The organism is Aquimixticola soesokkakensis, from assembly GCF_900172375.1.
Classification (GTDB): domain Bacteria; phylum Pseudomonadota; class Alphaproteobacteria; order Rhodobacterales; family Rhodobacteraceae; genus Aquimixticola; species Aquimixticola soesokkakensis.
In genome coordinates this window covers 1-24,705 of the sequence record NZ_FWFS01000008.1, presented here as the reverse complement: position 1 = coordinate 24,705, position 24,705 = coordinate 1, and the positions used below count along the sequence as shown (strand labels likewise).

Sequence of the window (24,705 nt, the reverse complement as noted above, 5' to 3'; positions counted from 1 at the left end):
CACCACCTTCAAGCGCCACAGAGTTGCACGACCGGCGCGCCCGTTTGCACACCTTGGACGTCAAGAAAAACGCAGGATGTGACAGGCTGTGACCGCGGCGACTTTTCGCGAAGCGCACAAAAATTGAACACACACCCCGACGTCTGCATATCTCTCACGCGCATTGCGGCCAGATGCGTCAAAAGGCGACAGGCGTTCCACAGGCACCCTTGCTGGAATCACATCGAACGATCAAAGAAAGATTAACGCCACTGAAACATTCGGGCCTCCATGGGTCCACCTGTCTCTCTCGCAAGATGCAATGGCGCATCAAGCTGGCGACTTAACGACATACAGCAACGGCGCTGTGTTTTTCGCGGCCTTCCCTATCGGGCGGGCTCAGGAACACGGGCCAACGCATCCCCGGGTTCCTTTCAGGAAAACCGGCGGCGGGTTTGTACACTCCGCGCGCTTCTTAGGGGACTAGTCATGTCGAAACAGAACCTTGTTATCGTTGGAAACGGAATGGCTCCGGGCCGTTTGCTTGAACATTTGTTCGAGGCCACCGACAGCTACAATGTCACGATTTTCAACGCCGAACCGCGCGTGAACTACGACCGCATCATGCTGTCGCCGGTTCTGTCGGGCGAAAAGTCCTTTGAGGACATCGTGATCCACTCAGAGGAGTGGTACGCGGGCCATGGCATCACGCTGCACAAGGGCGCGAAAGTGTCCAAAATCGATCGCGCCGCCAAAACCGTCACCTCGGAAAACGGCATCACCGCCCCCTACGACAAGCTCGTGATCGCCACCGGCTCCTCGCCCTTTATCATCCCCGTGCCGGGCAAGGATCTGGACGGCGTTCTGGCCTATCGCGACCTCGAAGACACCTATGGCATGATGAAGGCCGCAAAAGCGGGCGGGCGCGCTGTGGTCATCGGCGGTGGTTTGCTGGGCCTCGAAGCGGCGGCGGGCCTGCGTATGCAGGGCATGGAAGTCACCGTCATCCACCTGATGGCTTCCCTCATGGAGCGCCAGCTGGATCCTGCTGCGGGCTTTTTGTTGCAGCGCGAACTGGAAGGGCGCGGCATCGAAGTTCTGTGCGAGGCCAACACCAAGCAAATCCTCGGCACCGACAAGGTCGAGGGCGTTGAACTGGCCGACGGCCGCATCATCGACGCCTCCCTCGTGGTCATGGCCGTGGGCATCCGCCCCTCCGTGCAACTTGCCAAGGATGCAGGGCTTGAGGTCAATCGCGGCATTGTCACCGGCTTTGATCTGAAAACCTCCGACCCCGACATCTACTCGGTGGGCGAATGCGTCGAAGTCGGCGGCATGGTCTATGGCCTCGTTGCGCCCCTGTATCAAATGGCAAAAGTGGCCGCAGCGCATCTGAGTGGCCCCTCGGATGCCGCCTTCCAACACGTTGAAACACCGACGAAATTGAAGGTCACCGGCGTGAACCTCTATTCGGTGGGCGATTTCGCCGAAGGGCCGGACCGCGAAGATATCGTGCTGCGCAACGCCTCTGCGGGGACCTACAAACGCGTAATCCTGCGCGACAACAAGGTGATCGGCGCCGTGATGTACGGCGATGTGGCCGATGGTGGCTGGTACAACGAGATGCTGAAATCCGGTGAGGATGTCAGCGACAAGCACGAGACCCTGATCTACGGCCAGATGTTTCAGGGCGGCGGGGCAGTTGACCCGCTGGCCATCGTTGCCGGTCTGTCGGATGACGCGGAAATCTGCGGCTGTAACGGGATCTGCAAGGGCCAGATCACCAGCGCCATCACCGAAAAGGGCCTTACGTCGCTTGCCGAAGTACGCGCCCACACCAAAGCCTCGGCCTCTTGCGGGACCTGTACGGGCTTGGTTCAGGATCTGATGACGATCACGCTGGGCGAAGACGCGGCGGCGGTGCCCGAAGGCATGTGCGGCTGCACCCATCTGGGCCACGGCGATGTGCGTCGCCTGATCGTTGCCAAGGAATTGAAATCCATCCCCGCCGTCATGCAGGAACTGGAATGGACGACGCCCGAGGGCTGCGCCAAATGCCGCCCCGCGCTGAACTATTACCTGATCAGCGACTGGCCCGGTGAATATGCCGACGACATGCAGTCGCGCTTTATCAACGAACGCGTCCACGCCAACATCCAAAAAGATGGCACCTATTCCGTTGTGCCGCGCATGTGGGGCGGGATCACCACCCCCGACGAGCTGCGCGCGATTGCCGATGTGGCCGATAAATTCGACATTCCCACCGTCAAGGTCACGGGCGGTCAGCGCATCGACCTTTTGGGCGTGAAAAAAGAGGACCTTCTGCCGGTTTGGAAAGACCTCAATGATGCGGGCATGATTTCCGGCGCGGCCTATGCGAAGGGTCTGCGCACGGTCAAAACCTGCGTCGGCAAGGACTGGTGCCGCTTTGGAACCCAGGACAGCACCGGACTTGGCGTGAAGCTCGAGCAATTTCTCTGGGGATCCTGGGCGCCTGCCAAACTGAAGCTGGCCGTCTCGGGCTGCCCGCGCAACTGCGCCGAAAGCACCTGCAAGGACATCGGCATCGTCTGTGTCGATAGCGGCTATGAAGTGCTCTATGGCGGGGCGGCGGGTCTGCACATCCAAGGCACCACCAAGCTTGGCAATGTGGCGACCGAACAGGACGTGATCGAAGTGGTCGGGGCGCTCACGCAATTCTACCGCGAAACGGGCTACTACCTTGAGCGGATTTACAAATGGGCGGATCGCATCGGCTACGACCACGTCAAAGCGATGGTGTTTGACGATCTGGAGCAACGCCATGCCTATTACGAACGCTTCGTCTATTCCCAAAAATTCGCACAGATCGACCCTTGGGCCGAACGCGTTGCTGGCGCCGAGGCGCATGAATTCTCGCCCATGGCAGAGATCAAACTGGAGGCCGCAGAATGAACGTTGCAACCAAACAATGGGTGGCCGTCGGTCAATTGAACGACATCCCCCGCCAAGGCGCGCGTTGCGTGAAAAACGGCGAGATGACCATTGCGGTGTTTCGCACCTCCGATGATCGCATCTACGCGCTCGAAGACAAATGCCCGCATAAAAACGGGCCGCTCAGCCAAGGAATCGTGCACGACGGTTGCGTGACATGCCCGTTGCACAACTGGGTGATTTCGCTTGAAACCGGCACCGCACAGGGGGCCGACGAAGGCGCAACCCTCAGCTTTCCGACAAAACTCGAAGAGGACGGCAGCGTCCTTATCGGCCTCTAAAGCACTCACATCAGGGATTAGTCCAATGGCTTACGTCCAACCTGCCGAATTTGCGGCCAAGATGATCGATGCAGGCGAATCAAAAGTATTCATGTCCACCAAGGACACATTGATCCGTTCCTATATGGCCGGAGCAATCCTTGCCCTTGCCGCAGCTTTCGCGATTACCATCACGGTCAACACCGGCCAGCCACTTGTCGGCGCGCTGCTGTTTCCCGTGGGTTTTTGCATGCTTTACCTGCTGGGCTTTGACCTGCTCACCGGCGTGTTCACGCTTGTGCCGCTGGCCCTTTTGGCCAAGCGCCCCGGCGTTACCTTTGGCGGCATGATGCGTAACTGGGGGCTGGTGTTTGTCGGCAACTTTGCCGGCGCCATGACCACCGCTATTTTCATGGCGATCGTGTTCACCATGGGCTTTACCACCGAACCCAACGCCATCGGCGTCAAAATCGGCCAGATCGGCGAAGCGCGCACCGTGGGCTATGCTGCGGCGGGCGCTGGCGGCATGTTGACTGTGTTTATCCGCGCCGTGATGTGCAACTGGATGGTCTCGACCGGCGTTGTCGCTGCGATGATGTCGACCTCGGTATCGGGCAAGATCATGGCAATGTGGATGCCGATCCTCGTGTTCTTCTACATGGGGTTCGAGCACTCGATCGTGAACATGTTCCTCTTCCCCTCGGGCATCATGCTGGGCGGTGAGTTCACCTGGAGCCAGTACCTGCTCTACAACGAATTCCCTGTCATCATTGGCAACGTTGTCGGTGGCCTGACCTTTGTGGGCGGCATGATCTACTCCACCCACTACAAAACCTCGCCCAAGCGCGGCCCCATGGCAGCGGCTCCGCTGTCCTCCCCCGCTGAATAACACAGAGACATCTTTCTCATGGCCCTGCCGGCGACGGCGGGGCCATTCGCATGACAAGGGTGTCGTATGAGCAACCTCGCGCTTTCCATCGGCCAGGCCTCTGACAAGGGCGTAAAACCGCTGAACCAAGATTTTTACGGCGCGACAGTCCCCCAGGGGCGCAGCTTGGCGCTCAAAGGGGCGGTCATCGCGCTTGCCGACGGGATTTCCAGCTCACAAGTGTCGCATCTGGCCGCCGAGGTGACCATCAAAGCGCTTATGGGGGACTATTTCGCCACATCCGATACATGGAGCGTGCGCACCTCGGCCTTGCGGGTTCTGGCGGCGACCAATGCATGGCTCTTTGCGCAAACCGCGCGCGCGCGGACCAGCGACATGGACCGCGGCTATGTCTGTACGGTGGCCGCTGTGATCGTCAAAGGCCGCCATGCCCATCTGTTTCACGCAGGCGACAGCCGCATTTTCCGTGTGTCAGGCCAGACGCTTGAACCCCTGACCCGCGATCACACCACAGTGCTGTCGGCAAGCGAGCAATACCTCGCCCGCGCCATGGGGCTGGCGAACGGGATCGAGATCGACTACCGCGAAGAAGCGTTGGATACGGGGGATATTTTCGCCCTCACCAGTGACGGTGTTCACGAGTATCTGTCGCCTGAAACCATCGCAGGCATCATCGCCAAAACGCCGGATCTGGAGGCGGCCGCACAGACCATCGTGACGCAGGCTCTGGCGCAGGGCTCGCCCGATAATTGCACCGTCCAGCTTTTGCGCATCGACGCGTTGCCCGATGCCACCGCCCCCGAGGTGATCGATACCGCAGCCACGTTGGCCCCCGCCCCGCTGCTCTCGCCCCCGTGCATCTTTGACGGCTGGCGGATCGAGCGCACCCTGCACGCCAATGACCGCAGCCAGATCTACCTTGCCAGCGATATCGACACCGGCCAGCGGGTCGCGTTGAAAGTGCCCTCGGCCGAGCTGCGCGACAGCCCCGATGTGCTGCGCCGTTTCATGATGGAAGACTGGATCGCGCGCCGTATCAGTTCGCCCCATGTGCTAGCCGCCGGACCGGATCGCGACCGCAGCCACCTCTATGTGACATCAGAGTTTATCGAGGGCCAAACCCTGCGTGACTGGATGCATGACACGCCCCGCCCCAGCCTTGCGCAGGTGCGCGACATCGTCGACCAGATCGCCACCGGCCTGCGGGCGTTTCACCGGCGCGAAATGGTTCATCAGGACCTGCGCCCCGAGAACGTGATGATCGACGCAGGCGGCACCGTCAAACTGATCGATTTCGGCGCGACCCGTGTGGCCGGTGTGGTCGAAGCCGCACCGGTTTTTGACGACACCGACATCTTGGGCACCATGCAATACGCCGCGCCCGAGTATTTCGCAGGGTATCAAGGCGATGACCGCTCCGACCTCTATTCGCTCGGTGTGATCGCCTATGAAATGTTGACCGGCCGCCTGCCGTTCGGGGCCAATGTCGCACGGGCCACCACCCTGCGCGCCCAGCGCCGCCTGCGCTATGCGCCTGCCAGCGATGTGCCGCTTTGGGTTGATGCTGCGCTCAAGCAGGCGACCGCGCCCGACCCGCGTCAGCGCACCCAGGCGCTGAGCGAATTCACCGCCAACCTCAAACGCCCGATGGCAGGGTTCGACCCCAAGGCCTTTGCCCCCCTTGCCTCACGCGATCCGCTGGTGTTCTGGCAGTCCTTATGCGCGGGGCTGATCCTGGTCATCGTCGCGCTGCTAGCGCGCTAGGGACATCCCGCTTCTCGCGGTTTAACCGCGCAGCTCGGGATAGACGCAGTGCCCTTGCACGAAAAAGGGCGCCCCAAAGCGCCCCCTCGTCATCACTTGGTTCTTCTGAACCTCGCGCCAGTTCGTGGCCCGACTTAGTGGCCTGTCCGCTTTGCCACGATTTTAACAGTCGCGAGCATGTATTTCGTATCCGTGAGGAACGACAGCTTGTCATAGTAGCTTTCGTCGTAGCCAACGCGGTCAGCGAAAGTGCTGACGCCACGCCCGTCGATCTGCCATGCGCCGGTGATGCCAGGGCGCATGCGGAAATAGGCCCGCCCACCTGCAGCGACGTAAAGCATCTGCTGGGACACCATGAAGGGGCGCGGGCCCACAAAGCTCATGTCGCCGCGCAGCACGTTGAAAAACTGTGGCAGCTCGTCAAGGCTTGTGGCGCGCAGGAATTTGCCGACGCGCGTGATGCGGGGATCGTTGCGCAGCTTCTGGTCACGTTCCCATTCAGCGGCGACTTCGGGGTCGGAGGCACAGAGGTCTTCCAGCACTTTTTCAGCGTTCAGAACCATGGTCCGCAGCTTCAAGCAATTGAAAACCTTCCCGTCTTTGCCAACCCGCTTTTGGCTATAAAAACCCGCGCCACCGTCAAGGCGCACCATTGCCCAGAGCAGGACGATGACGGGCAACAGGATCGGCATCAGTGCGATTGCAAACATCACATCCAAAACACGTTTCGCACCATCGGCGTAAAGACTGAATTTTTGGGTCGTTGTCGGGACGGGTTCAAAGGCGGTTTTCGTCTCGATTTGTAAATATGACATCATTAAAAGCCCTTTGAGGGGTAGTGGCCGAAAGAAAACCGACCGAATTCCAAATGTAAAAAAAGTTTTTTGACTGCTTTAATCTTAACCCAACACTTGAGACTTTCTAACATAGGCTTAACGATGGGTAAACAACGCGATGTGCGCAATGCCGCCTATCATGGCCTGAGGGCCACAAGGGTCGAAAATGTCGCGAGAATTATTCACCCCTGCCGCATTCTACAGCACGGATGAATCCGCCTCACGCTGCGATGCAGCAAATCCAAAGAACATACAGGCGCGCGTTCGGCGCCTGAAACCTGATGATTCGCGCCGCCCTAATCGACGCGCCCCGTCTATGCGACCTTAGGGCAAAGGCCAGGCCTAAACAGGCGCTGCGATTTCCTCCTGCGTCACCGCTCCGGGAAAATGGCACGCATAGCTGTGGGGACCTGCGGTCGGTTCTGGCACGGTCTCGGCGCACAGCGCCTGCGCGCGCGGACAGCGGGTGCGAAACACACAGCCCGAGGGCGGGTTCATCGGCGATGGCAGTTCGCCGTCAAGCGGGATCACCACTTTGCCCCGCTCGATCTGCGGATCGGGCACTGGCACCGCGGATAACAGCGCCTGTGTGTAGGGATGCTGGGGATGAGCAAACAGCTCATCCGACGGCGCGCGTTCCATCATTTTGCCGAGGTAAAGCACCATGACCTCGTCCGAAATATGTTTCACCACGCTCAGGTCATGGGCAATGAAGACAATCGTCAATCCCAGATCGCGGCGCAGATCGTCCAGCAGGTTGATCACCTGCGCCTGGATCGACACATCAAGCGCCGACACAGGTTCGTCGCAGATAAGGAGTTTCGGTTCGACAATCAGGGCGCGCGCAATGCCGATGCGCTGGCACTGCCCACCGGAAAACTCATGCGGATAGCGGTTTACCTGATTGGACAGCAGGCCCACGCGCTCCATCGCGGCCTTGACGCGGGCGCGGCGTTCCTTGCCGCCCATCGTGGGGCGATGGGTGCGCAGCGGTTCGGCGATGATGTCGCCCACGGTCATGCGCGGATTGAGCGAGGCCAGTGGATCTTGGAAAATCATCTGGATATCGGCGCGATATTTCAGCATCTGACGCGCGGTGAGTTGCAGCAGGTCGGTTTCCCCCTGCCAGTTCACCTGCCCCGTTGCAGGCAACATGCGGATCAGCGCGCGCGCGAGCGTCGATTTCCCGCAGCCGCTTTCGCCCACGATGCCCAGCGTTTTTCCCGCCAACAGGCTGAAATCGACCCCGTTGACGGCACGCAATTTGCGCGGCGCGGCCCAAGGCAGGTCACCGTCGCGGTGAATTTCAAAGGTCACCCGCAGGTCTTTGACGTCAAGAAGCGGTGTGGTCATGCGGGCACCTCCAAAGGCGCGATCAGGTCGATGGGGCGGTGGCAGGCGCGGTCGCGCTCGGTCGCGAAGCGCTCCAACGGCGGCATGTCGCGACGGCAATCGTCGCCCGCAAAATCGCACCGCGGTGCAAAGGGGCAGCCAACAGGCGCGCCCGTCATGTTTGGCGGATTGCCCGGAATGGCGTGCAGCGCCTCATGGCCCTGATCCACCCGCGGGATCGCAGCGATGAGGCCGCGGGTGTAGGGATGGGTCGGCTGCGCGAACAGCGGCTCGACCGGACTGCGTTCCATGATCCGCCCCCCGTACATCACCATCGCACGTTCGCAAAAACCCGCCACGACGCCCAGATCATGGGTGATCAGGATCGTGGCCATGCCGAACTCCTTCTGCAACTCGGCCAGAAGCGTCATGATCTGCGCCTGCACGGTCACATCAAGCGCGGTGGTCGGCTCGTCGGCGATCAAAAGCTGTGGCTTGCACAAAAGCGACATGGCAATCATCACGCGCTGTCGCATCCCGCCGGAAAATTCATGCGGATAGAGACGCACGCGGTTCTGCGCATCAGGGATTTTCACCGCATCAAGCATCTGCGCCGAACGCGCAATCGCGTCGGATTTCGTGAGGCCTTCGTGGTGCATCAGCACCTCGGCCATCTGGTCGGAAATCCGCATATAGGGGTTGAGCGAGGTCATCGGGTCCTGAAACACCATCGCGATTTTGCGCGCGCGGTAGGTGTTCAGAACCTTCTCGGGCGCGTTCAGGATTTCGCGCCCCTCAAAGGTCACCGACCCCGTCGCGGTCCCGTTTTTCGCCAGCAACCCCAAAAGGGCAAAGGACAGCTGGCTTTTGCCGGACCCGCTTTCCCCCACGATCCCCAGGGTGTCGCCCGCTTCGAGAGACAAGGACACGCCGTTGACCGCATGGATGTCACCGTCCTGCGTGGCAAAGCGCACAGAAAGGTCATTTACGTCGAGCAAAGCCATGTCAGCGATCCTTCGGGTCAAGTGCGTCGCGCAAACCATCCCCGACGAAGAAGAAGCCAAAGAGGGTCACAACGAAGAAAAACAGAGGAAACGCGATCTGCCAGAGGGTGCCGTAGGACATCGTCCCCGCCCCTTCGGAAATCAACGCGCCAAGCGAGGTGAGCGGTTCCTGCACCCCCAGACCGAGAAAGGAAATAAAGCTTTCCGTCAGGATCATCAGCGGCACCAAAAGCGTGGCATAGACCGCAACGACCCCCAGCAGGTTGGGCAGGATATGACGGCGGATGATGGTATAGGCGGGCACGCCGATGGCTTTCGCCGCTTCGATATATTCGCGCCCCTTCAACGTCAGGGTCTGGCCGCGCACGATCCGGCTCATATCGAGCCATGAAATCAGCCCCACGCCGATGAACAGCATCGAAATCGACCGGCCATACATCACGAGCAGCAGGATCAGCACGAACATATAGGGGATGGCGATCAGGATATCGACGGTGCGCATCATGTAGTTGTCGATCCGCCCGCCGAAATAGCCCGCCGTTGCGCCCCAAAGCGTGCCCACGATCACCGCGATCGCCGCGCCGACAAGGCCCACAGCCAGCGAAATTTGCGTGCCCTGCACCGTGCGCGCAAACAGATCGCGCCCCAGATCGTCGGTGCCGAAATAATGGCCGTTGGACAGCGATGGCCCGCCAATTTGTGCCACCTGCCCCATGACGGAGAAATCGAGTTCCTCATTTGACCACTGGGCGAAAAATCCGCCAAACAGCGCGAAACAGGCGACGAACAGCAACAAAAACACGCCAAAGACGGCCGCTTTGTTGCGCGCAAAGCGGCGGCGTGCATCCGCCCAAAGCGAGCGTCCGGCCATCTCCGGTTGCGAGGTCGCCGCCGCAAGCGAGGTCATTTTGGTTTTATCAATCACCATGTCAGTACCGGATTTTCGGGTCGATCCATGCGTAAAGCACATCGACGACAAGGTTAAAAAGGATGGTGAGCGTGCCCATCAAAATGGTCACCCCCATCATCACGGCGTAATCGCGGTTGAGCGCGCTATCGACAAAGGCCTTGCCGATCCCACCCGTGGAAAAATAGATATCCACGATCACCGAACCGGTAATCATCGTCACAAAGGCCGGTCCAAGATAGGAAATCACCGGCAGCATCGCCGGCTTCAACGCATGGCGCGCAATCACGCGGCGCATCGGCAGGCCCTTGGCCTTGGCGGTGCGGATGTGGTTGGATGTCAGCACTTCCAGCATCGACGAGCGCGTGATCCGCGCAATGGAGGCCATGAAGGAAGTCGACAGCGCGATCACCGGCATGATCAGATACTGCCATTGCCCGCCTTGCCAGCCGCCCCCCGGCAACCAACCGAGCCAGAGGGTGAAGACCAGCACAAGGATCGGCGCCATCACGAAGTTCGGCAGGACTTGCGCGCCGATGGAAATCCCCACAGCGATATAGTCGAGCCATGTGTTCTGTTTCACCGCCGCCGTGACGCCCAGCGCCACGCCAACGACAACCGCCACAAGGAAGGAAATCGAGCCATAGGTGATCGTCACCGGGAAGCCCTGCGCGATGATCTGGTTCACGGTCCGGTCCTTGTAAATAAAGGACGGTCCGAAATCGAAATGCGCGATGATCCCCCAGAGGTAGCTGACAATCTGTCGCCACAGCGGCTGGTCGAGACCATATTTCGCATTGAGGTTGGCAAGCACCTGCGGGGGCAGCTCGCGCTCGGCAGTAAAGGGACCACCGGGGGCTGCATGCATCAGCAGGAAGGATGCAATGATGAGAATGAGCAACGTCGGAACGGCAATCGCCAGACGCTTGAGAATATAGACGAGCACGGGAAACTCCTGAACGCCATGGCGCGGGGGATGATCCCCGCGCCATGAGTTTGATCTGGAAAACGATCTAGCGCGCCGCGCTTATTCGGCCACGCGGTACAGGTCTTTTCCGTACCAGGTCTGCATCACGTTATCCGTGGGCAGGCCTTTGATGTCGGAGGCAATCATGTCGACCTTGGCGTAGTGGTAGATCGGCAGCACCGGCATTTCATCCGCCAGAATCTGCTCTGCTGCGGTGTACATCGGCTGCGGGTCCTCGGCGGTTTTGCTGTCCTTCATCAACTTGTCGTAGTCGTCGTTGAAGAACTCGCCGTTATTATGGCCCGAATAGGAGGTGAACAGATCGAGGTAGGTCGAGGCCTCGTTATAGTCGCCACACCACGCATAGCGCGCCATTTCGAAATCCTGGCTTTGCATGCGGTCGGTGTGGACCTTCCACTCCATATTGTTGAGCGTCAGGTTCACGCCCAGCGGCTTGAGGAACTGCGACGCGGCGATGGCGATCTTTTTGTGATCTTCGGACGTGTTGTAGTTCAACTCCAGCTCAAGCGGGGTTTCGGGCGTGTAGCCTGCCGCTTCGAGCAGCTCCTTGGCCTTGGCGGTGCGTTCCTCCTGGGTCCAGCCGGCGTAGTCGATGTCGGGCATGGTAAAGCCCGCCGTCGCCCAATGGGTCCAGTTGTAGGCCGCGTGCTGGCCGCCTTGCAGGATATTGTCGACGATGATGTCGCGGTTGATCGCATAGGACAGCGCCTTGCGCACATTCACGTCCTTGAGGGCCTCGGGGCCTTTTTCACCGACATTGAGCATGTAGATGTAGGAACAGGAATAGGGCAGCGAGGTCGCCTCGTCGGGGTATTCCTCGGCCAGACGCGGGTACTGGCCTGCGGGGATGTTCACGCGGTCCAGTTCACCGGCAAGATAGCGAGTCAGCCCTTGGTTCACATCGTTGATGGTCAGCGCGGTAAGATGGGTGATGACGGTTTTATCCGCATCCCAGTAGGTGTCGGATTTATCCATCTCGACCCGCTCGCCCAGCAGGTGCTCGGTTAGCGTATAGGCACCATTGCCGATCAGGTTTTCGGGCTGGGTCCAGTTGTCACCGAATTCCTCGATCACGTCCTGGCGCACGGGAAAGGTCGAGCCATGCACAAGCATCTGCGGGAAATAGGGCAGCGGCGTGGTGATTTTGACTTCCAGCGTGTGATCGTCGAGCGCTTTCACCCCCAGATCGTCCACAGGCGCCTCACCCGCAATAATCGCCGGGGCGTTTTCGATCTGCATCAGTTCCATGTACCACGCGTATTCCGATGCGGTGGCCGGATCAGCGAGACGTTTCCACGCATAGACAAAGTCGTTCGCGGTAACCGGTTTGCCATCGGACCATTTCGCGTCATCGCGCAGGTTGAATGTATAGGTTAGCCCGTCTTCGGACAGCGTGTGATCCAGCGCAACACCGGGCACCAGCGCGCCCGTGGCGTCCTCGTTGTAGAGCCCTTCAAAGAGGTTGCGCAGGATGTCGGAGCCTTCGACATCGGTGTTGATCTGCGGGTCCATCGATTTGATCGCATCGAGCAGCCAGAAGGTATAGGTCTGGTTTTCGGACAGGCTGACGCCCTCGGGCACATCCGCGGCATAGGCGGCAGGAACGCTTGCCACCACACCGGCAGCAACAAGAGCAAGAGCGGAAACCGCGCGCTGAATCTTCATTTTTGACCTCCTGATCTAATTATTATCATGAGAAAACATCATCTTACACAAATGTAACGGTTTTCTTCTGCGCAAATGAAGTCAGAAGATGCCCCGCGATACAAGCGTGTCGCGAGGGAAATTTGACGACATGCCTATTTTACGGGCAGATATGGGCGCATCTGCGAGGTTGCGCCAAAGCCGCGCCTCTTGCCTTTTGACGAAGAGATCGCAACTCTGCGCACAGGAGGACCCCATGACAGTCACGCATCACCAGCCAAGCGGCATGACCGCAAGCGTTCTCGTGCCGCTTAGCGGTGCGACCCAAGGCACCCGCACCCTTGCTGAAGAATGCGCCGTGGCGCTGGTGTTCAACGGCTCGACGGAAGCGGTGATGATGGCCAGTCCCACCGATCTCGAGGACTTCGGGCGCGGGTTTGCGCTGAGCGAGGGGATCGTGGAAAACCGCGCGCAGATCGAAGCGCTCGAGGTGCTGCGCCAGCCGCGCGGAATCGAGGTGCGGCTGCGTATTCCCGACGCGCGGGCGCAGGCGTTGATCCAGCGCCGCCGCAACGCCTTTGGACCTGTCGGCTGCGGTCTGTGCGGTATCGACAGTCTCGATCAGGCCATGCGCCCGCTCGCGCCACTGCCCGTCGCGCAGCCACTGTTTTCCAGCGCCGCTCTCGTGCAGACCTTTGATCGGTTGCGCGCGCATCAACCGCTGCACGACGCCACCCGCGCCACCCATGCCGCCGCCTGTCTGGCCGCCGATGGCACGCTGCGCGCCACCCGCGAGGACGTGGGCCGTCACAACGCCCTCGACAAGCTGATCGGGGCGCAAGAGGTCGCGGGACACGCCGCGCTGATCACCTCGCGCGTTTCCGTCGATCTGGTCCAGAAATGCGTCACATCGGGGCTGGTTGTGCTGGTTTCGGCCTCGGCTCCTACCGCAGAAGCCCTGCGCACAGCCAGCCGCAACGGGCTGACGCTTGCGCAGGTCCGCGGCGAGGGGCTTGAGGTTTTTTGCCACCCCGAACGGCTGATCGGCGAGGTCTAATCCGCGCAAAGCGCACGCCTTCGCTGGCAGGTCTAATCCGCGCAAAGCGGCGCAAAGCGCACGCCTTCGCTGGCAGGTCTAATCCGCGCGAAGCGGCGCAAAGCGCACGCCTTCGCTGGCCAGGGCAGCGCGCAGGGTACGCGCGATTTCAACGGCTTGCGGATTGTCGCCATGCACGCATAGCGTCGCCGCCTCGACCGGCAAGCGGGTGCCTTGGGTTGTGGGGATCATGCCGCCCACGACCATCTCAAGCACCTGATCGCGCGACTGCGCCGGATCGTGGATCACGGCCCCGCTGTGGCTGCGCGGTGTCAATTGACCACGTGCGCCGTAGCTGCGGTCGGCGTAGATTTCGCAAGCGACCCGCAGCCCCGCTTTCTGAGCCACATCGAAGGCCACCGAATAGGGCAAGGTGACAAAGATCAGCGTCGGGTCAATCGCGCGGATCGCCGCCACACAGGCCTGCGCGATGGCCTTGTCTTCGCAGGCCATGTTCATCAGCGCGCCATGGGGTTTTACGTGGGTCATGTCATGCCCGAAGGCCCGCGCCATGCCCTGCATCGCAGCGATCTGATAGATCAGCTGCGCAGTCAGATCCTCAGGGCTGTCGCCGCTGATCCGGCGCCGCCCGAAGCCCGCGAGATCGTTGAAACCGGGATGCGCGCCGATGGCAACGCCGCGCGTTTTGGCCGCTTTGATCGTGTCGCGCATCACCATCGGGTCACCGGCATGAAACCCGCAGGCGATGTTCGCTGAAGTGACGATATCAAGCATCGCCGCATCTTCGCCCATCCCCCACGCGCCAAAGCTTTCGCCCATGTCGCAGTTCAGATCAAGGCGCCGCGCCATCAGATCAGGACGCCAGCTTGCAGACGCGTTTCACCGCCGCCGGATAGCCGTCAATGCCAAGCCCTGCGATGACCCCGTCCGCGCGTGCAGACACATAGGAATGGTGGCGGAAGGCCTCGCGTTTGTGGACATTGGAGATATGCACTTCGATCACCGGACCGTCAAAGGCGCTGAGCGCGTCGAGCACGGCCACCGACGTATGCGTCAGCGCCGCGGGGTTGATCACAATCCCCGCCCCGTCGTCGCGCGCCTCGTGAATCCAGTCGATGATCTGGCCTTCCCAATTGGACTGCAACAGGCGGATGGTGAACCCCTCCGCGCAGGCCGCAACGCAAAGGCGCTCGACATCCTCTAGCGTGTCATGGCCGTAAATCTCCGGCTGGCGTTTGCCAAGCAGGTTCAGGTTGGGGCCGTTCAGCACATAGATTGTCTTGGACATGGAAAACTCTCCTTATTCTGCCGCATCCGCAGCGACGCAATCGGCGAAATACTGCATCGTGCCATCGCTGCCTTTTTCGGCCACCAACCCGTGGATATCGGTTTCAAACCCCGGGCATTCGCGGGCAAATTCGCGGTTGAACTTGAGGTATTCGACAACCTTCTTGTTGAACACCTCTCCGGGGATCAGCAGCGGAATGCCCGGCGGATAGGGGGTCACAAGGCTGGTGGTGATCCGCCCCTCCAGATCATCAATCGGCACGCGCTGGGTGGTGCGCTGCGCGATATGGGCAAAGGCATCCGAGGGTTTCATCGCGGGCAGATGGTCGGAGGTGTAAATCTCTGTTGAAAGGATCGCGACGTCATATTTTGCATACAGCGCGTGGACGTGCTGGCACAGATCGCGCAGGCCCATTTTCTCGTAGCGCGGCTGTTTTGCACAGAATTCCGGCATGGTGCGCCAGAGCGGCTGGTTCTTGTCGTAGTCGTCCTTGAACTGCTGCAAAGCCGCGACCAGCGTATTCCAGCGGCCCTTGGTGATGCCGATCGTGAACATGATGAAAAAGCTGTAAAGGCCCGTTTTCTCGACCACCACGCCATGTTCGGCCAGATATTTCGACACGATAGAGGCCGGGATGCCGGTGTCCTCGAACCGCCCGTCCAGATTGAGACCCGGCGTGACAACGGTGGCTTTGATCGGGTCAAGCATGTTGAAACCGGGGGCCATATCGCCAAAGCCGTGCCAGCTGTCTTCCCCGCCCGATTGCACGCCCTCGGCATCGGTTTTCTTCAACACCCAATCGGCAGTCTCGCCCATGCCGTCTTCGGTGTGGTCGAAATCGGCAGGGCCCCAGACCTTGAACCACCAATCGCTGTCGCCGTATTCCGCGTCCACCTTGCCCATGGCGCGGCGGAATTCCAGCGCTTCGACGATGCTTTCCTCGACCAAAGCCGTGCCGCCCGGAGGCTCCATCATCGCCGCGGCGACATCGCAAGACGCGATGATCGAATACTGCGGCGAGGTCGAGGTGTGCATCAGATAGGATTCATTGAACAGATGCCGGTCCAGCTTGGTTTCCGTCGAATCCTGCACCAACACATGGCTGGCCTGCGAAATCCCGGCGAGCAATTTGTGAATGGACTGGGTCGCGTAGGTCACCGAATGCTGCGTGCGCCCGCGCTTGCGGCCCATCGCGTGATAGGTGCTGTAAAACGGGTGAAAGGCGGCATGGGGCAACCAGGCCTCGTCGAAATGCAGGTTCTCGACATAGCCATCCAGCAGGTCCTTGATGGTCTCGGTGTTATAGAGCACGCCGTCATAGGTCGATTGCGTCAGGGTCATGATGCGCGGCTGCACCTTGTCCGCATCATAGCCGTCAAGCAGCGGGTTGGCGCGGATTTTGGCCTTGATGCTGTCGATCTCGAACTCGCTCTGCGGGATCGGGCCGATAATGCCGTAATGGTTGCGCGTGGGTTTGAGGAACACCGGAATGGCGCCGGTCATGATGATCGAATGCAGGATCGATTTGTGGCAGTTGCGGTCCACCACGACCACATCGCCGGGGGCAACCGTGTGGTGCCAGACCATTTTGTTGGACGTCGAGGTGCCGTTGGTCACAAAAAAGCAGTGATCGGCGTTGAAAATCCGTGCGGCATTGCGCTCGGAGGCACCGATCGCGCCGTTGTGGTCCAGAAGCTGGCCCAGTTCCTCGACCGCGTTACACACATCGGCCCGCAGCATGTTTTCGCCATAGAACTGGTGATACATCTGGCCGATGGGCGATTTCAGAAAGGCCACCCCGCCCGAATGCCCCGGACAGTGCCAAGAATAGGACCCGTCCTCGGCATAATCCAGCAACGCTTTGAAAAACGGCGGCTGGATGCCTTCGAGATATTGTTTGGCCTCGCGGATGATGTGGCGCGCGACGAATTCCGGCGTATCCTCGAACATATGGATGAAGCCGTGCAACTCGCGCAGGATGTCGTTGGGCAGGTGGCGCGATGTTTTCGTCTCGCCGTAGACATAGATCGGCACATCGGCGTTTTTCCAGCGCACTTCCTCGATAAAGGCGCGCAGCTGCACCACCGCCGGATCAAGATCAGGACCGGGGCTGAATTCCTCGTCGTCGATCGACAGAACAAAGGCCGAGGCGCGCGATTGCTGCTGGGCAAATTGCGACAGGTCGCCGTAGCTGGTGACGCCCAAAACCTCGAATCCCTCGCGTTCGATCGCCTCGGCCATAGCACGAATGCCCAGACCGGAGGAGTTTTCGGAGCGGAAATCTTCGTCGATGATGACGATGGGGAAGCGGAACTTCATGGAGTCTCCTGACGGAATTTGTCGCGCGAAAGGCTGTGTGCGTTTGTTCCCCCTGAGGGGAAAACAGTCAAGGGACAGTCACGTGCAAAGGCATCAAATGCTTAGCGCCCGGGCGCAAGACCTGCGCGCGCGCCGACTTGTTATTTCGCATGCATCCGCTAAATCAACGACGCAATTATACGGATAGGCGATAAATGAAACGGGATGAACTGGGCGATCTGATGGCCTTTCTGGTGGTCGCCGAGGAACGCAGCTTTACGCGCGCAGCCGCCAAACTCGGAACGTCGCAATCCTCCGTCAGCCACGTGTTGCGCCGCCTTGAGGAGCGGTTGGGGGTGCGGTTGCTGACCCGCACCACCCGCACCGTTGCCCCCACGCAGGCGGGCTTGCGCCTTGCCGAGGCCTTGCGCCCTGCCTTTGACGGGATCGAGGACCAGCTGGCAAGGCTGGATGCGCTGCGCGAGACGCCCTCGGGGTTGATCCGCATCACCGCGTCGCGCCATGCCGCCCAGCACTATCTGATGCCCGCCGTGAGCCGATTGATGGCCGATTATCCCAACGTGCAGGTTGAAATTGCACAGGAATCGCGGCTGGTGGACATCGTCAAAGACGGGTTTGACGCCGGCGTGCGGCTGGGCGAACAGGTCGACAAGGATATGATTGCCGTGCGCATCGCGCCGGATGCCCGCATGGTGGTTGGCGGAGCGCCGGGCTATTTTGACACCCATCCCGCGCCGCACACGCCCCATGACCTTACCAGCCACATCTGCGTCAATCTGCGCCTGCAAACGCTGGGCGGGCTTTATGCCTGGGAATTCGAACGCAACGGTCGCCCGCTGAATGTGCGCGTTGCCGGTCAGTTCACCAGCAACGAGCCGGATCTGTTGGTCGAGGCCGCGGTGCAGGGGCGCGGCCTTGTGTGCTTGCCCGATCATATTCTCGCGCCGCATTTTGCCAGCGGGGCTTTGGTGCAGGTGCTTGACGATTGGTGCCCGCCCTTTCCGGGCTATCACCTTTACTACCCCAGCCGCAGACAGACGCCGCCTGCGTTCAAACTGTTGGTCGAAGCACTGCGCTATCGCGGGTCGTGAGGCTATGTTCGTTTCGCACGGGCCGATTGATCGTTTTTGCAGATAGGCCCATGCGCGATTGATCCCCTAGCAACCGCGCCCAATCGCCTTAGCTTTGTAGGATCGTCGCGGCGCGCCAAGGGCGCCTGTCCCGCGCGTCACACACAATCGCTCGACCAAACCGCAAGGACTTCACATGACCGTTCACGCCTATGCCGCGCAATCTGCGGATGCGCCGCTTGCTCCCTTGGACATCACCCGCCGCACGTTGCGCCCCGATGATGTCGCCATCGATATTACCTATTGCGGCGTCTGCCACTCGGACCTGCACACTGCGCGCAACGATTGGGGCAATGCCACCTACCCTGTTGTTCCGGGCCATGAGATCATCGGTCGCGTGACCGACGTCGGCGCGGATGTCACCGGCTTCAAAGTCGGGGATCTGGTGGGCGTCGGCTGTATGGTCGACAGCTGCCAGCACTGCGCCGCCTGTGACAATCACGAAGAACAATATTGCTTTAACGGCTTCACCGGCACCTATGGTGGCACCGATAAGGTCGACGGATCGATCACCCACGGCGGCTATGCACAATCCGTTGTTGTCAAAGATAAATTTGTCCTGAACGTACCAGAAAACATCGATGCTGCCGGTGCTGCGCCGCTACTCTGTGCAGGCATTACGACCTGGTCGCCTCTCCAGCACTGGAAAGTCGGGAAAGGGTCGAAAGTGGCGGTTGTCGGCTTGGGTGGCCTTGGTCACATGGCCTTGAAACTGGCCCATGCTTTGGGCGCGGAGGTGACGCTTTTCTCGCGCTCTCCCGACAAGATCGAGGATGCCAAACGTCTGGGCGCGGATCACGTCGTTATTTCCACCGACGACAGCCAGATGGCCGAAGTCGCCAACGCCTTTGATCTGATCATCGACACCGTGCCCTATGTCCATGACCTCAACCCCTATATGCCGACGCTGAACTACAACGGCACGCTGGTGCTGGTGGGCTACCTCGGGCCGATTGATCCCTTCCTGAATTCCGCGCAAATGGTGATGCGCCGCCGCGCGGTCGCAGGGTCTCTGATCGGCGGGGTCAAGGAAACGCAGGAATTGCTGGATTTCTGCGGTGAGCACGGCATCACGTCGGATGTGGAAGTCATCCGCATGGACCAGATCAACGAAGCCTATGAGCGGATGCTGAAATCCGACGTCAAATACCGCTTTGTGATCGACAACGCGACACTGGCGTAATCCGCAACCCCAAACCGCCCTTGGCCCCGAACGGGGCCGAGGGCTTTGGCTTAACGCAGGGCCGCGGATTTGCGCCCCGACAGCAGGTCAAAGACGCCATAAAGCGCAACCACCGCGAAGCAGACCATCGGCACGACAAAGGATACCGCGGCGCCGTAGCCATCCAGAACGGCACCCTGAATCATCGGCATCACCGCACCGCCGGCAATCGCCATGACCAGCCCTGCCGCCCCGAATTTCGTGTCTTCGCCCAGACCTTGGAGCGCCACACCGTAGATCGTCGGAAACATCAAGGACAGGCAGGCCGACAGCGCGACCACGGCCCAAACCCCGGCCATTGACGGCACGAAAGCGGCAAATAGCGTCAATGTCACCGCCAGCGCCGCCATCAGCGTCAGCAACAGCGACGGCCGGATAACGCCCATGATGCCAACCATGGCAAAGCGTGAGATCAGGAACACGATCAGGCTGATTTGCAGATACTGGCCCGCCGAGGCCTCTGTCCCGCCCATCGCGCCGATCACATATTGGATCGTGAAGGTCCAGGTACAGGTCTGCGCGGCCACGTTGAAAAACTGCGCCCCGACGCCGAATGCGTAGTGCCGGTTTTTCAGCAAACGCGCCAGAGTCGCGCGAAACTGCACATTGCCGCGGGCAACCGGCCTGGCTTCGTCGCGTGCGGGCATCGGTTTGAGGGCGATCAGCACCCAAATCACCAGCAGGACAAAGGCGAAGCCCACGTAGGGGCCCATCACCGCCGACAATTCCGCGCGCCGGATTTGCTCGAGGGCCTCGGGTGCCATGGCGGCCCGCTGGGCATCCGTTGCGGGGTTGAGGTTGGGCAGAATGAAACTGGCCGACAACAACACGCCGATATTGGTGCCCACAGGGTTGAAGGCCTGCGCAAAGTTGAGACGGCGCGTGGCGTTGCCTTCGGGCCCCATCGAAATGACAAAAGGATTGGCAGAGGTTTCGAGGATCGACAGCCCCCCCGCGAGGCAAAACAGCGCGATCAGGAAGAACCCGTAGGTCATGGCGATGCTGGCGGGATAGAACAAAAGCGCCCCGAATGTCGCCAGCCCCAGCCCCGCCAACACGCCGGTTTTGTAGCTAAAACGGCGGTTGATAAAGGCCGCGGGCAGCGCAAGCAGGAAATAGGCACCGTAATAGGCAAATTGCACCAGCGAGGCCTGAACAGTGCTCATCGAAAAGATCCGCGAGAACACCTGCACCATCGGATCGGTCATGTTTGCAGCGATTCCCCAAGCGGCAAAACACACCACCAAAAGGACGAACGGCATCCACATGCCCTGATAAACCAATCGGGTTTTCCCACTCATGATACGTTCCTCTCCCATCGAATCTTTCGTGACTTAGAACAAACTGTTGCGGTTCTCCATGCTCTGGGCCTGTATTTGTAAAATAAAGTTACTAATTCCGGCACTGCAGTCGAAAGGAGTGACGGGCGGCGGGTTTGCCAGCGGGCTCAGTGTTTTGCCACGACTTCAAACACCGAGCGACTTTGGGACTGGACCAGCGGTGTCACCGCGCGACGTGTTGCGCCCCGTCACCTTCCACAAACCATTCAAAACAAATGTGAAACCGTTAACCAAATATTCACTATCAATGGGACAGAGGGCGAAAATTAAGAAAATGTTCATTCCAATCATCGAACCTGAAGGGGGTAGTGAAGGAGTGGAACGATGCAAGACGAGTCCAATTTTGATGCACTGAATGCCAAGCGTTTCAGCGCAGACGATCTCGACGTTGCCGAGGCGACATCCGCCGGCTTGACGCAGAACGAAAACATTCAGATCTCCGCTTCCGACGTTCTCGAGGCCGGTAGCGACCAATTCGGCCTGCAAGACCTGCCACAAGGTCTTGTGCGCGACGTTGCCATCAACGGATCGGGCAGTGTGCCCTTCGATACCAGCGCAGCGGCCACACCCTTGTTCGAGGCCAGCACAACGCTGCTTGGCAGCCAGCAGGCAGTCTACCCCAGCTCCTTCTTTGATCCCAATGTGTCGGGGGCAACCCAGCCTCAGGACCTTGCGCCCGCCGCGCCCCAAGCGACCGCATCCCCCGCGAGTGTTCTGGACAACCCTCTCGCGACTCCTGCGGCCACGGGTCCGGCGGATGTAACGCAAGATATCCCTGAAACAGAGGGGACAATCGCCCCGGACACCGCCCCCCAGACACCCGCTCCCGTGACCGACGGCACGCCGGTGACACCAGAGGCCCCGCTGGCCCCCGTGGCCCCAGTGGCACCGGAGAACGAGGAGACCGCCGAAGGCTTTGCGCCATCCACCCCGACGCCCGTCGTCGACACGCCCGACAGCACGCCCGAAACGCCAGCCACGACACCGCCCCCGCTTCCGCTTGACCCCACCGATCCCGTGATCGACACACCGCCCCTTGCGGAGGACGACACCGAGGATGGCACCGAAGAAACGACAGGCGGCGATACCGGCGGTACCCCAGACGGTGGTACTGACGGTGACACAGACAGCGACACTGACGGTGACACTGACACTGACACTGACACTGGCACAGATGGCGACACAGATCCCACGGATACCGTCACGCCCGATCCTGAGATCCCACCAACGGACACGGTAGACCCTGATCCGACCGGAGACAGTGACACCGATATTCCCTCCCCTGACGACAGCGATATCTCCGTCGACCTCGGACCTGTGGAGGCCGAAATCCCGCTCGACCCGGTCGAGGAAATCCTGGGCGATATCGACGTCTCGCTGGGCGGTGAAACCCCCGATGTGGGCGAGGATAGCGACATCTCTGTCGATCTCGGACCCGTGGAAGCCGAAATCCCGCTCGATCCGGTCGAGGAAATCCTCGGCGATATCGATGTCTCTTTGGGCGGTGAAACGCCCGATGTGGGCGAGGAGAGCGACATTTCCGTCGATCTCGGACCCGTGGAAGCCGAACTCCCGCTCGACCCGGTCGAGGAAATCCTCGGCGATATCGATGTCTCTTTGGGCGGTGAAACGCCCGAGGTGGGCGAGGACAGCGACATTTCCGTCGATCTTGGGCCCGTGGAAGCCGAACTCCCGCTCGACCCGGTGGAGGAAATCCTGGGCGATATCGACGTCTCGCTGGGCGGTGAAACGCCCGACGTTGGCGAGGATAGCGACATCTCTGTCGACCTCGGACCTGTGGAAGCCGAACTCCCGCTCGACCCGGTCGAGGAAATTCTCGGCGATATCGACGTCTCTTTGGGCGGCGAAACGCCCGACGTTGGCGAGGATAGCGACATCTCTGTCGATCTCGGACCCGTGGAGGCCGAAATCCCGCTCGACCTAGTCGAAGCCATCCTCGGCGACATAGACGTCTCGCTGGGTGGCGAAACCCCCGATGGGAGCGAGGAGAGCGACATTTCCGTCGACCTTGGGCTTGTGGAAGGGGAGATTCCGCTCGATCCGGTGGAGGAAATCCTCGGCGATATCGATGTCTCGCTGGGTGGCGAAACCCCCGACGTTGGCGAGGATAGCGACATCTCCGTCGACCTTGGCCCCGTGGAGGCCGAACTCCCGCTCGATCCGGTCGAGGAAATCCTCGGCGATATCGACGTCTCTTTGGGCGGTGAAACGCCCGATGTTGGCGAGGATAGCGACATCTCTGTCGACCTTGGACCTGTGGAAGCCGAAATCCCGCTCGATCCGGTCGAGGAAATCCTCGGCGATATCGACGTCTCTTTGGGGGGCGAAACGCCCGATGTTGGCGAGGATAGCGACATTTCCGTCGACCTCGGACCCGTGGAGGCCGAACTCCCGCTCGATCCGGTCGAGGAAATCCTCGGCGATATCGACGTCTCTTTGGGCGGTGAAACGCCCGATGTTGGCGAGGATAGCGACATCTCTGTCGACCTCGGACCTGTGGAAGCCGAAATCCCGCTCGACCCGGTCGAAGCCATCCTCGGCGATATCGATGTCTCGCTGGGTGGCGAAACCCCCGACGTTGGCGAGGATAGCGACATTTCCGTCGACCTCGGACCCGTGGAGGCCGAAATCCCGCTCGATCCGGTGGAGGAAATCTTGGGCGATATCGACGTCTCTTTGGGGGGCGAACCCCCCGATGTGGGCGAGGATAGCGACATCTCTGTCGATCTCGGACCCGTGGAAGCCGAACTCCCGCTCGACCCGGTCGAGGAAATCCTCGGCGATATCGATGTCTCTTTGGGCGGTGAAACCCCCGACGTTGGCGAGGATAGCGACATCTCTGTCGATCTCGGACCCGTGGAAGCCGAACTCCCGCTCGACCCGGTGGAGGAAATCCTGGGTGATGTCGATGTCTCGCTGGGCGGTGAAACGCCCGAGGTGGGCGAGGACAGCGACATTTCCGTCGATCTTGGGCCCGTGGAAGCCGAACTCCCGCTCGACCCGGTGGAGGAAATCCTGGGCGATATCGACGTCTCGCTGGGCGGTGAAACGCCCGACGTTGGCGAGGATAGCGACATCTCTGTCGACCTCGGACCTGTGGAAGCCGAACTCCCGCTCGACCCGGTCGAGGAAATTCTCGGCGATATCGACGTCTCTTTGGGCGGCGAAACGCCCGACGTTGGCGAGGATAGCGACATCTCTGTCGACCTCGGACCTGTGGAAGCCGAACTCCCGCTCGACCTGGTCGAAGCCATCCTCGGCGACATAGACGTCTCGCTGGGTGGCGAAACCCCCGATGGGAGCGAGGAGAGCGACATTTCCGTCGACCTTGGGCTTGTGGAAGGGGAGATTCCGCTCGATCCGGTGGAGGAAATCCTGGGCGATATCGATGTCTCGCTGGGCGGCGAAACGCCCGACGTTGGCGAGGATAGCGACATCTCTGTCGACCTCGGACCTGTGGAAGCCGAACTCCCGCTCGACCTGGTCGAAGCCATCCTCGGCGACATAGACGTCTCGCTGGGTGGCGAAACCCCCGACGTTGGCGAGGAGAGCGACATTTCCGTCGACCTTGGGCCCGTGGAAGCCGAACTCCCGCTCGACCCGGTCGAAGCCATCCTCGGCGATATCGATGTCTCGCTGGGTGGCGAAACCCCCGACGTTGGCGAGGATAGCGACATCTCCGTCGACCTTGGCCCCGTGGAGGCCGAACTCCCGCTCGATCCGGTCGAGGAAATCCTCGGCGATATCGACGT

17 protein-coding genes and 1 pseudogene are annotated in these 24,705 nt (G+C 60.5%); 8 read left to right on the top strand and 10 right to left on the bottom strand.

The genetic code is table 11. From position 1 onward, the window contains the following. Window positions 1-468 precede the first annotated feature (468 nt). The 4 genes from nirB (at window position 469) to AQS8620_RS10830 (ending at window position 5,865) form a co-directional block, all read left to right on the top strand. Window positions 469-2,913, top strand: coding sequence for a nitrite reductase large subunit NirB (nirB, locus tag AQS8620_RS10845; RefSeq protein ID WP_085836931.1), 2,445 nt, complete (start codon window positions 469-471; stop codon window positions 2,911-2,913). After that, complete coding sequence (nirD, locus tag AQS8620_RS10840; protein WP_085836930.1) at window positions 2,910-3,233, top strand: nitrite reductase small subunit NirD; 324 nt, start codon at window positions 2,910-2,912, stop codon at window positions 3,231-3,233. Before nirB ends, nirD begins: the two co-directional genes overlap by 4 nt. 25 nt (window positions 3,234-3,258) lie before the next feature. Further along, complete coding sequence (locus AQS8620_RS10835) at window positions 3,259-4,101, top strand: formate/nitrite transporter family protein (RefSeq protein ID WP_085836929.1); 843 nt, start codon at window positions 3,259-3,261, stop codon at window positions 4,099-4,101. A gap of 66 nt (window positions 4,102-4,167) precedes the next feature. Further along, complete coding sequence (locus tag AQS8620_RS10830) at window positions 4,168-5,865, top strand: bifunctional protein-serine/threonine kinase/phosphatase (protein ID WP_085836928.1); 1,698 nt, start codon at window positions 4,168-4,170, stop codon at window positions 5,863-5,865. A 134-nt stretch (window positions 5,866-5,999) separates the two neighbouring features. Here the strand turns inward: AQS8620_RS10830 and AQS8620_RS10825 are convergent, their stop codons facing one another. The 6 genes from AQS8620_RS10825 to AQS8620_RS10800 all read right to left on the bottom strand — a co-directional run bounded on the left by AQS8620_RS10825 (window position 6,000) and on the right by AQS8620_RS10800 (window position 12,597). Further along, entirely contained in the window at window positions 6,000-6,683 is a 684-nt protein-coding gene (locus AQS8620_RS10825; RefSeq protein ID WP_085836927.1) for a sugar transferase, read from the bottom strand. 360 nt (window positions 6,684-7,043) lie between these two features. Then, window positions 7,044-8,054: an oligopeptide/dipeptide ABC transporter ATP-binding protein gene (locus AQS8620_RS10820; RefSeq protein ID WP_085836926.1), complete on the bottom strand. Its 1,011-nt coding sequence runs from the start codon at window positions 8,052-8,054 to the stop codon at window positions 7,044-7,046. Continuing rightward, complete coding sequence (locus AQS8620_RS10815; RefSeq protein WP_085836925.1) at window positions 8,051-9,037, bottom strand: oligopeptide/dipeptide ABC transporter ATP-binding protein; 987 nt, start codon at window positions 9,035-9,037, stop codon at window positions 8,051-8,053. The genes AQS8620_RS10820 and AQS8620_RS10815 overlap by 4 nt, the downstream gene beginning before the upstream one ends. A gap of 1 nt (window position 9,038) precedes the next feature. After that, window positions 9,039-9,965: an ABC transporter permease subunit gene (locus AQS8620_RS10810; protein ID WP_085836924.1), complete on the bottom strand. Its 927-nt coding sequence runs from the start codon at window positions 9,963-9,965 to the stop codon at window positions 9,039-9,041. Window position 9,966: 1 nt separating this feature from the next. Then, window positions 9,967-10,890, bottom strand: a complete 924-nt coding sequence (oppB, locus tag AQS8620_RS10805) for an oligopeptide ABC transporter permease OppB (protein ID WP_085836923.1) — start codon at window positions 10,888-10,890, stop codon at window positions 9,967-9,969. An 81-nt stretch (window positions 10,891-10,971) separates the two neighbouring features. Then, window positions 10,972-12,597 (bottom strand): peptide ABC transporter substrate-binding protein, encoded by a 1,626-nt coding sequence (locus tag AQS8620_RS10800; protein WP_085836922.1) that lies wholly within the window; start codon window positions 12,595-12,597, stop codon window positions 10,972-10,974. A 235-nt stretch (window positions 12,598-12,832) separates the two neighbouring features. On the opposite strand from AQS8620_RS10800, the gene fdhD reads away from it, so the two are divergent. Beyond that, entirely contained in the window at window positions 12,833-13,633 is an 801-nt protein-coding gene (gene fdhD / locus AQS8620_RS10795) for a formate dehydrogenase accessory sulfurtransferase FdhD (RefSeq protein ID WP_234990455.1), read from the top strand. Window positions 13,634-13,711: 78 nt separating this feature from the next. Here fdhD and AQS8620_RS10790 read toward each other — a convergent pair whose 3' ends face one another. The 3 genes from AQS8620_RS10790 to AQS8620_RS10780 are packed head-to-tail and all read right to left on the bottom strand — an operon-like array spanning window position 13,712 to window position 17,240. Beyond that, a complete protein-coding gene (locus AQS8620_RS10790; protein ID WP_085836920.1) occupies window positions 13,712-14,482 on the bottom strand; it encodes a LamB/YcsF family protein in 771 nt (256 codons plus the stop codon). 4 nt (window positions 14,483-14,486) lie between these two features. After that, window positions 14,487-14,921, bottom strand: a complete 435-nt coding sequence (aroQ, locus tag AQS8620_RS10785) for a type II 3-dehydroquinate dehydratase (RefSeq protein WP_085836919.1) — start codon at window positions 14,919-14,921, stop codon at window positions 14,487-14,489. Window positions 14,922-14,933: 12 nt separating this feature from the next. Beyond that, window positions 14,934-17,240, bottom strand: a complete 2,307-nt coding sequence (locus AQS8620_RS10780; RefSeq protein ID WP_085836918.1) for an arginine/lysine/ornithine decarboxylase — start codon at window positions 17,238-17,240, stop codon at window positions 14,934-14,936. Window positions 17,241-17,434: 194 nt separating this feature from the next. Here AQS8620_RS10780 and AQS8620_RS10775 point away from each other — a divergent pair, with 194 nt between their 5' ends. Next, window positions 17,435-18,331 (top strand): LysR family transcriptional regulator, encoded by an 897-nt coding sequence (locus tag AQS8620_RS10775; RefSeq protein WP_085836917.1) that lies wholly within the window; start codon window positions 17,435-17,437, stop codon window positions 18,329-18,331. A gap of 175 nt (window positions 18,332-18,506) precedes the next feature. After that, window positions 18,507-19,553, top strand: a complete 1,047-nt coding sequence (locus AQS8620_RS10770) for an NAD(P)-dependent alcohol dehydrogenase (RefSeq protein WP_085836916.1) — start codon at window positions 18,507-18,509, stop codon at window positions 19,551-19,553. A 50-nt stretch (window positions 19,554-19,603) separates the two neighbouring features. Here the strand turns inward: AQS8620_RS10770 and fucP are convergent, their stop codons facing one another. Then, on the bottom strand, window positions 19,604-20,893 hold the full coding sequence (gene fucP / locus AQS8620_RS10765; protein WP_085836915.1) for an L-fucose:H+ symporter permease: 1,290 nt from the start codon (window positions 20,891-20,893) through the stop codon (window positions 19,604-19,606). Between the two features lie 363 nt (window positions 20,894-21,256). Here fucP and AQS8620_RS10760 point away from each other — a divergent pair. Then, window positions 21,257-24,705, top strand: a pseudogene (locus AQS8620_RS10760) (hypothetical protein); the annotation flags it as partial.

What these genes read in the sequence shown, in the direction of transcription:
- AQS8620_RS10780 (WP_085836918.1), bottom strand. Translation starts at nt 17,240, where the DNA reads ATGAAGTTCCGCTTCCCCATCGTCATCATCGACGAAGATTTCCGCTCC.
- AQS8620_RS10790 (WP_085836920.1), bottom strand. Translation starts at nt 14,482, where the DNA reads ATGGCGCGGCGCCTTGATCTGAACTGCGACATGGGCGAAAGCTTTGGC.
- AQS8620_RS10830 (WP_085836928.1), top strand. Translation starts at nt 4,168, where the DNA reads ATGAGCAACCTCGCGCTTTCCATCGGCCAGGCCTCTGACAAGGGCGTA.
- nirD (WP_085836930.1), top strand. Translation starts at nt 2,910, where the DNA reads ATGAACGTTGCAACCAAACAATGGGTGGCCGTCGGTCAATTGAACGAC.
- AQS8620_RS10800 (WP_085836922.1), bottom strand. Translation starts at nt 12,597, where the DNA reads ATGAAGATTCAGCGCGCGGTTTCCGCTCTTGCTCTTGTTGCTGCCGGT.
- AQS8620_RS10825 (WP_085836927.1), bottom strand. Translation starts at nt 6,683, where the DNA reads ATGATGTCATATTTACAAATCGAGACGAAAACCGCCTTTGAACCCGTC.
- fdhD (WP_234990455.1), top strand. Translation starts at nt 12,833, where the DNA reads ATGACAGTCACGCATCACCAGCCAAGCGGCATGACCGCAAGCGTTCTC.
- nirB (WP_085836931.1), top strand. Translation starts at nt 469, where the DNA reads ATGTCGAAACAGAACCTTGTTATCGTTGGAAACGGAATGGCTCCGGGC.
- AQS8620_RS10820 (WP_085836926.1), bottom strand. Translation starts at nt 8,054, where the DNA reads ATGACCACACCGCTTCTTGACGTCAAAGACCTGCGGGTGACCTTTGAA.
- AQS8620_RS10815 (WP_085836925.1), bottom strand. Translation starts at nt 9,037, where the DNA reads ATGGCTTTGCTCGACGTAAATGACCTTTCTGTGCGCTTTGCCACGCAG.
- AQS8620_RS10770 (WP_085836916.1), top strand. Translation starts at nt 18,507, where the DNA reads ATGACCGTTCACGCCTATGCCGCGCAATCTGCGGATGCGCCGCTTGCT.
- AQS8620_RS10775 (WP_085836917.1), top strand. Translation starts at nt 17,435, where the DNA reads ATGAAACGGGATGAACTGGGCGATCTGATGGCCTTTCTGGTGGTCGCC.
- AQS8620_RS10835 (WP_085836929.1), top strand. Translation starts at nt 3,259, where the DNA reads ATGGCTTACGTCCAACCTGCCGAATTTGCGGCCAAGATGATCGATGCA.
- AQS8620_RS10810 (WP_085836924.1), bottom strand. Translation starts at nt 9,965, where the DNA reads ATGGTGATTGATAAAACCAAAATGACCTCGCTTGCGGCGGCGACCTCG.
- fucP (WP_085836915.1), bottom strand. Translation starts at nt 20,893, where the DNA reads ATGAGTGGGAAAACCCGATTGGTTTATCAGGGCATGTGGATGCCGTTC.
- aroQ (WP_085836919.1), bottom strand. Translation starts at nt 14,921, where the DNA reads ATGTCCAAGACAATCTATGTGCTGAACGGCCCCAACCTGAACCTGCTT.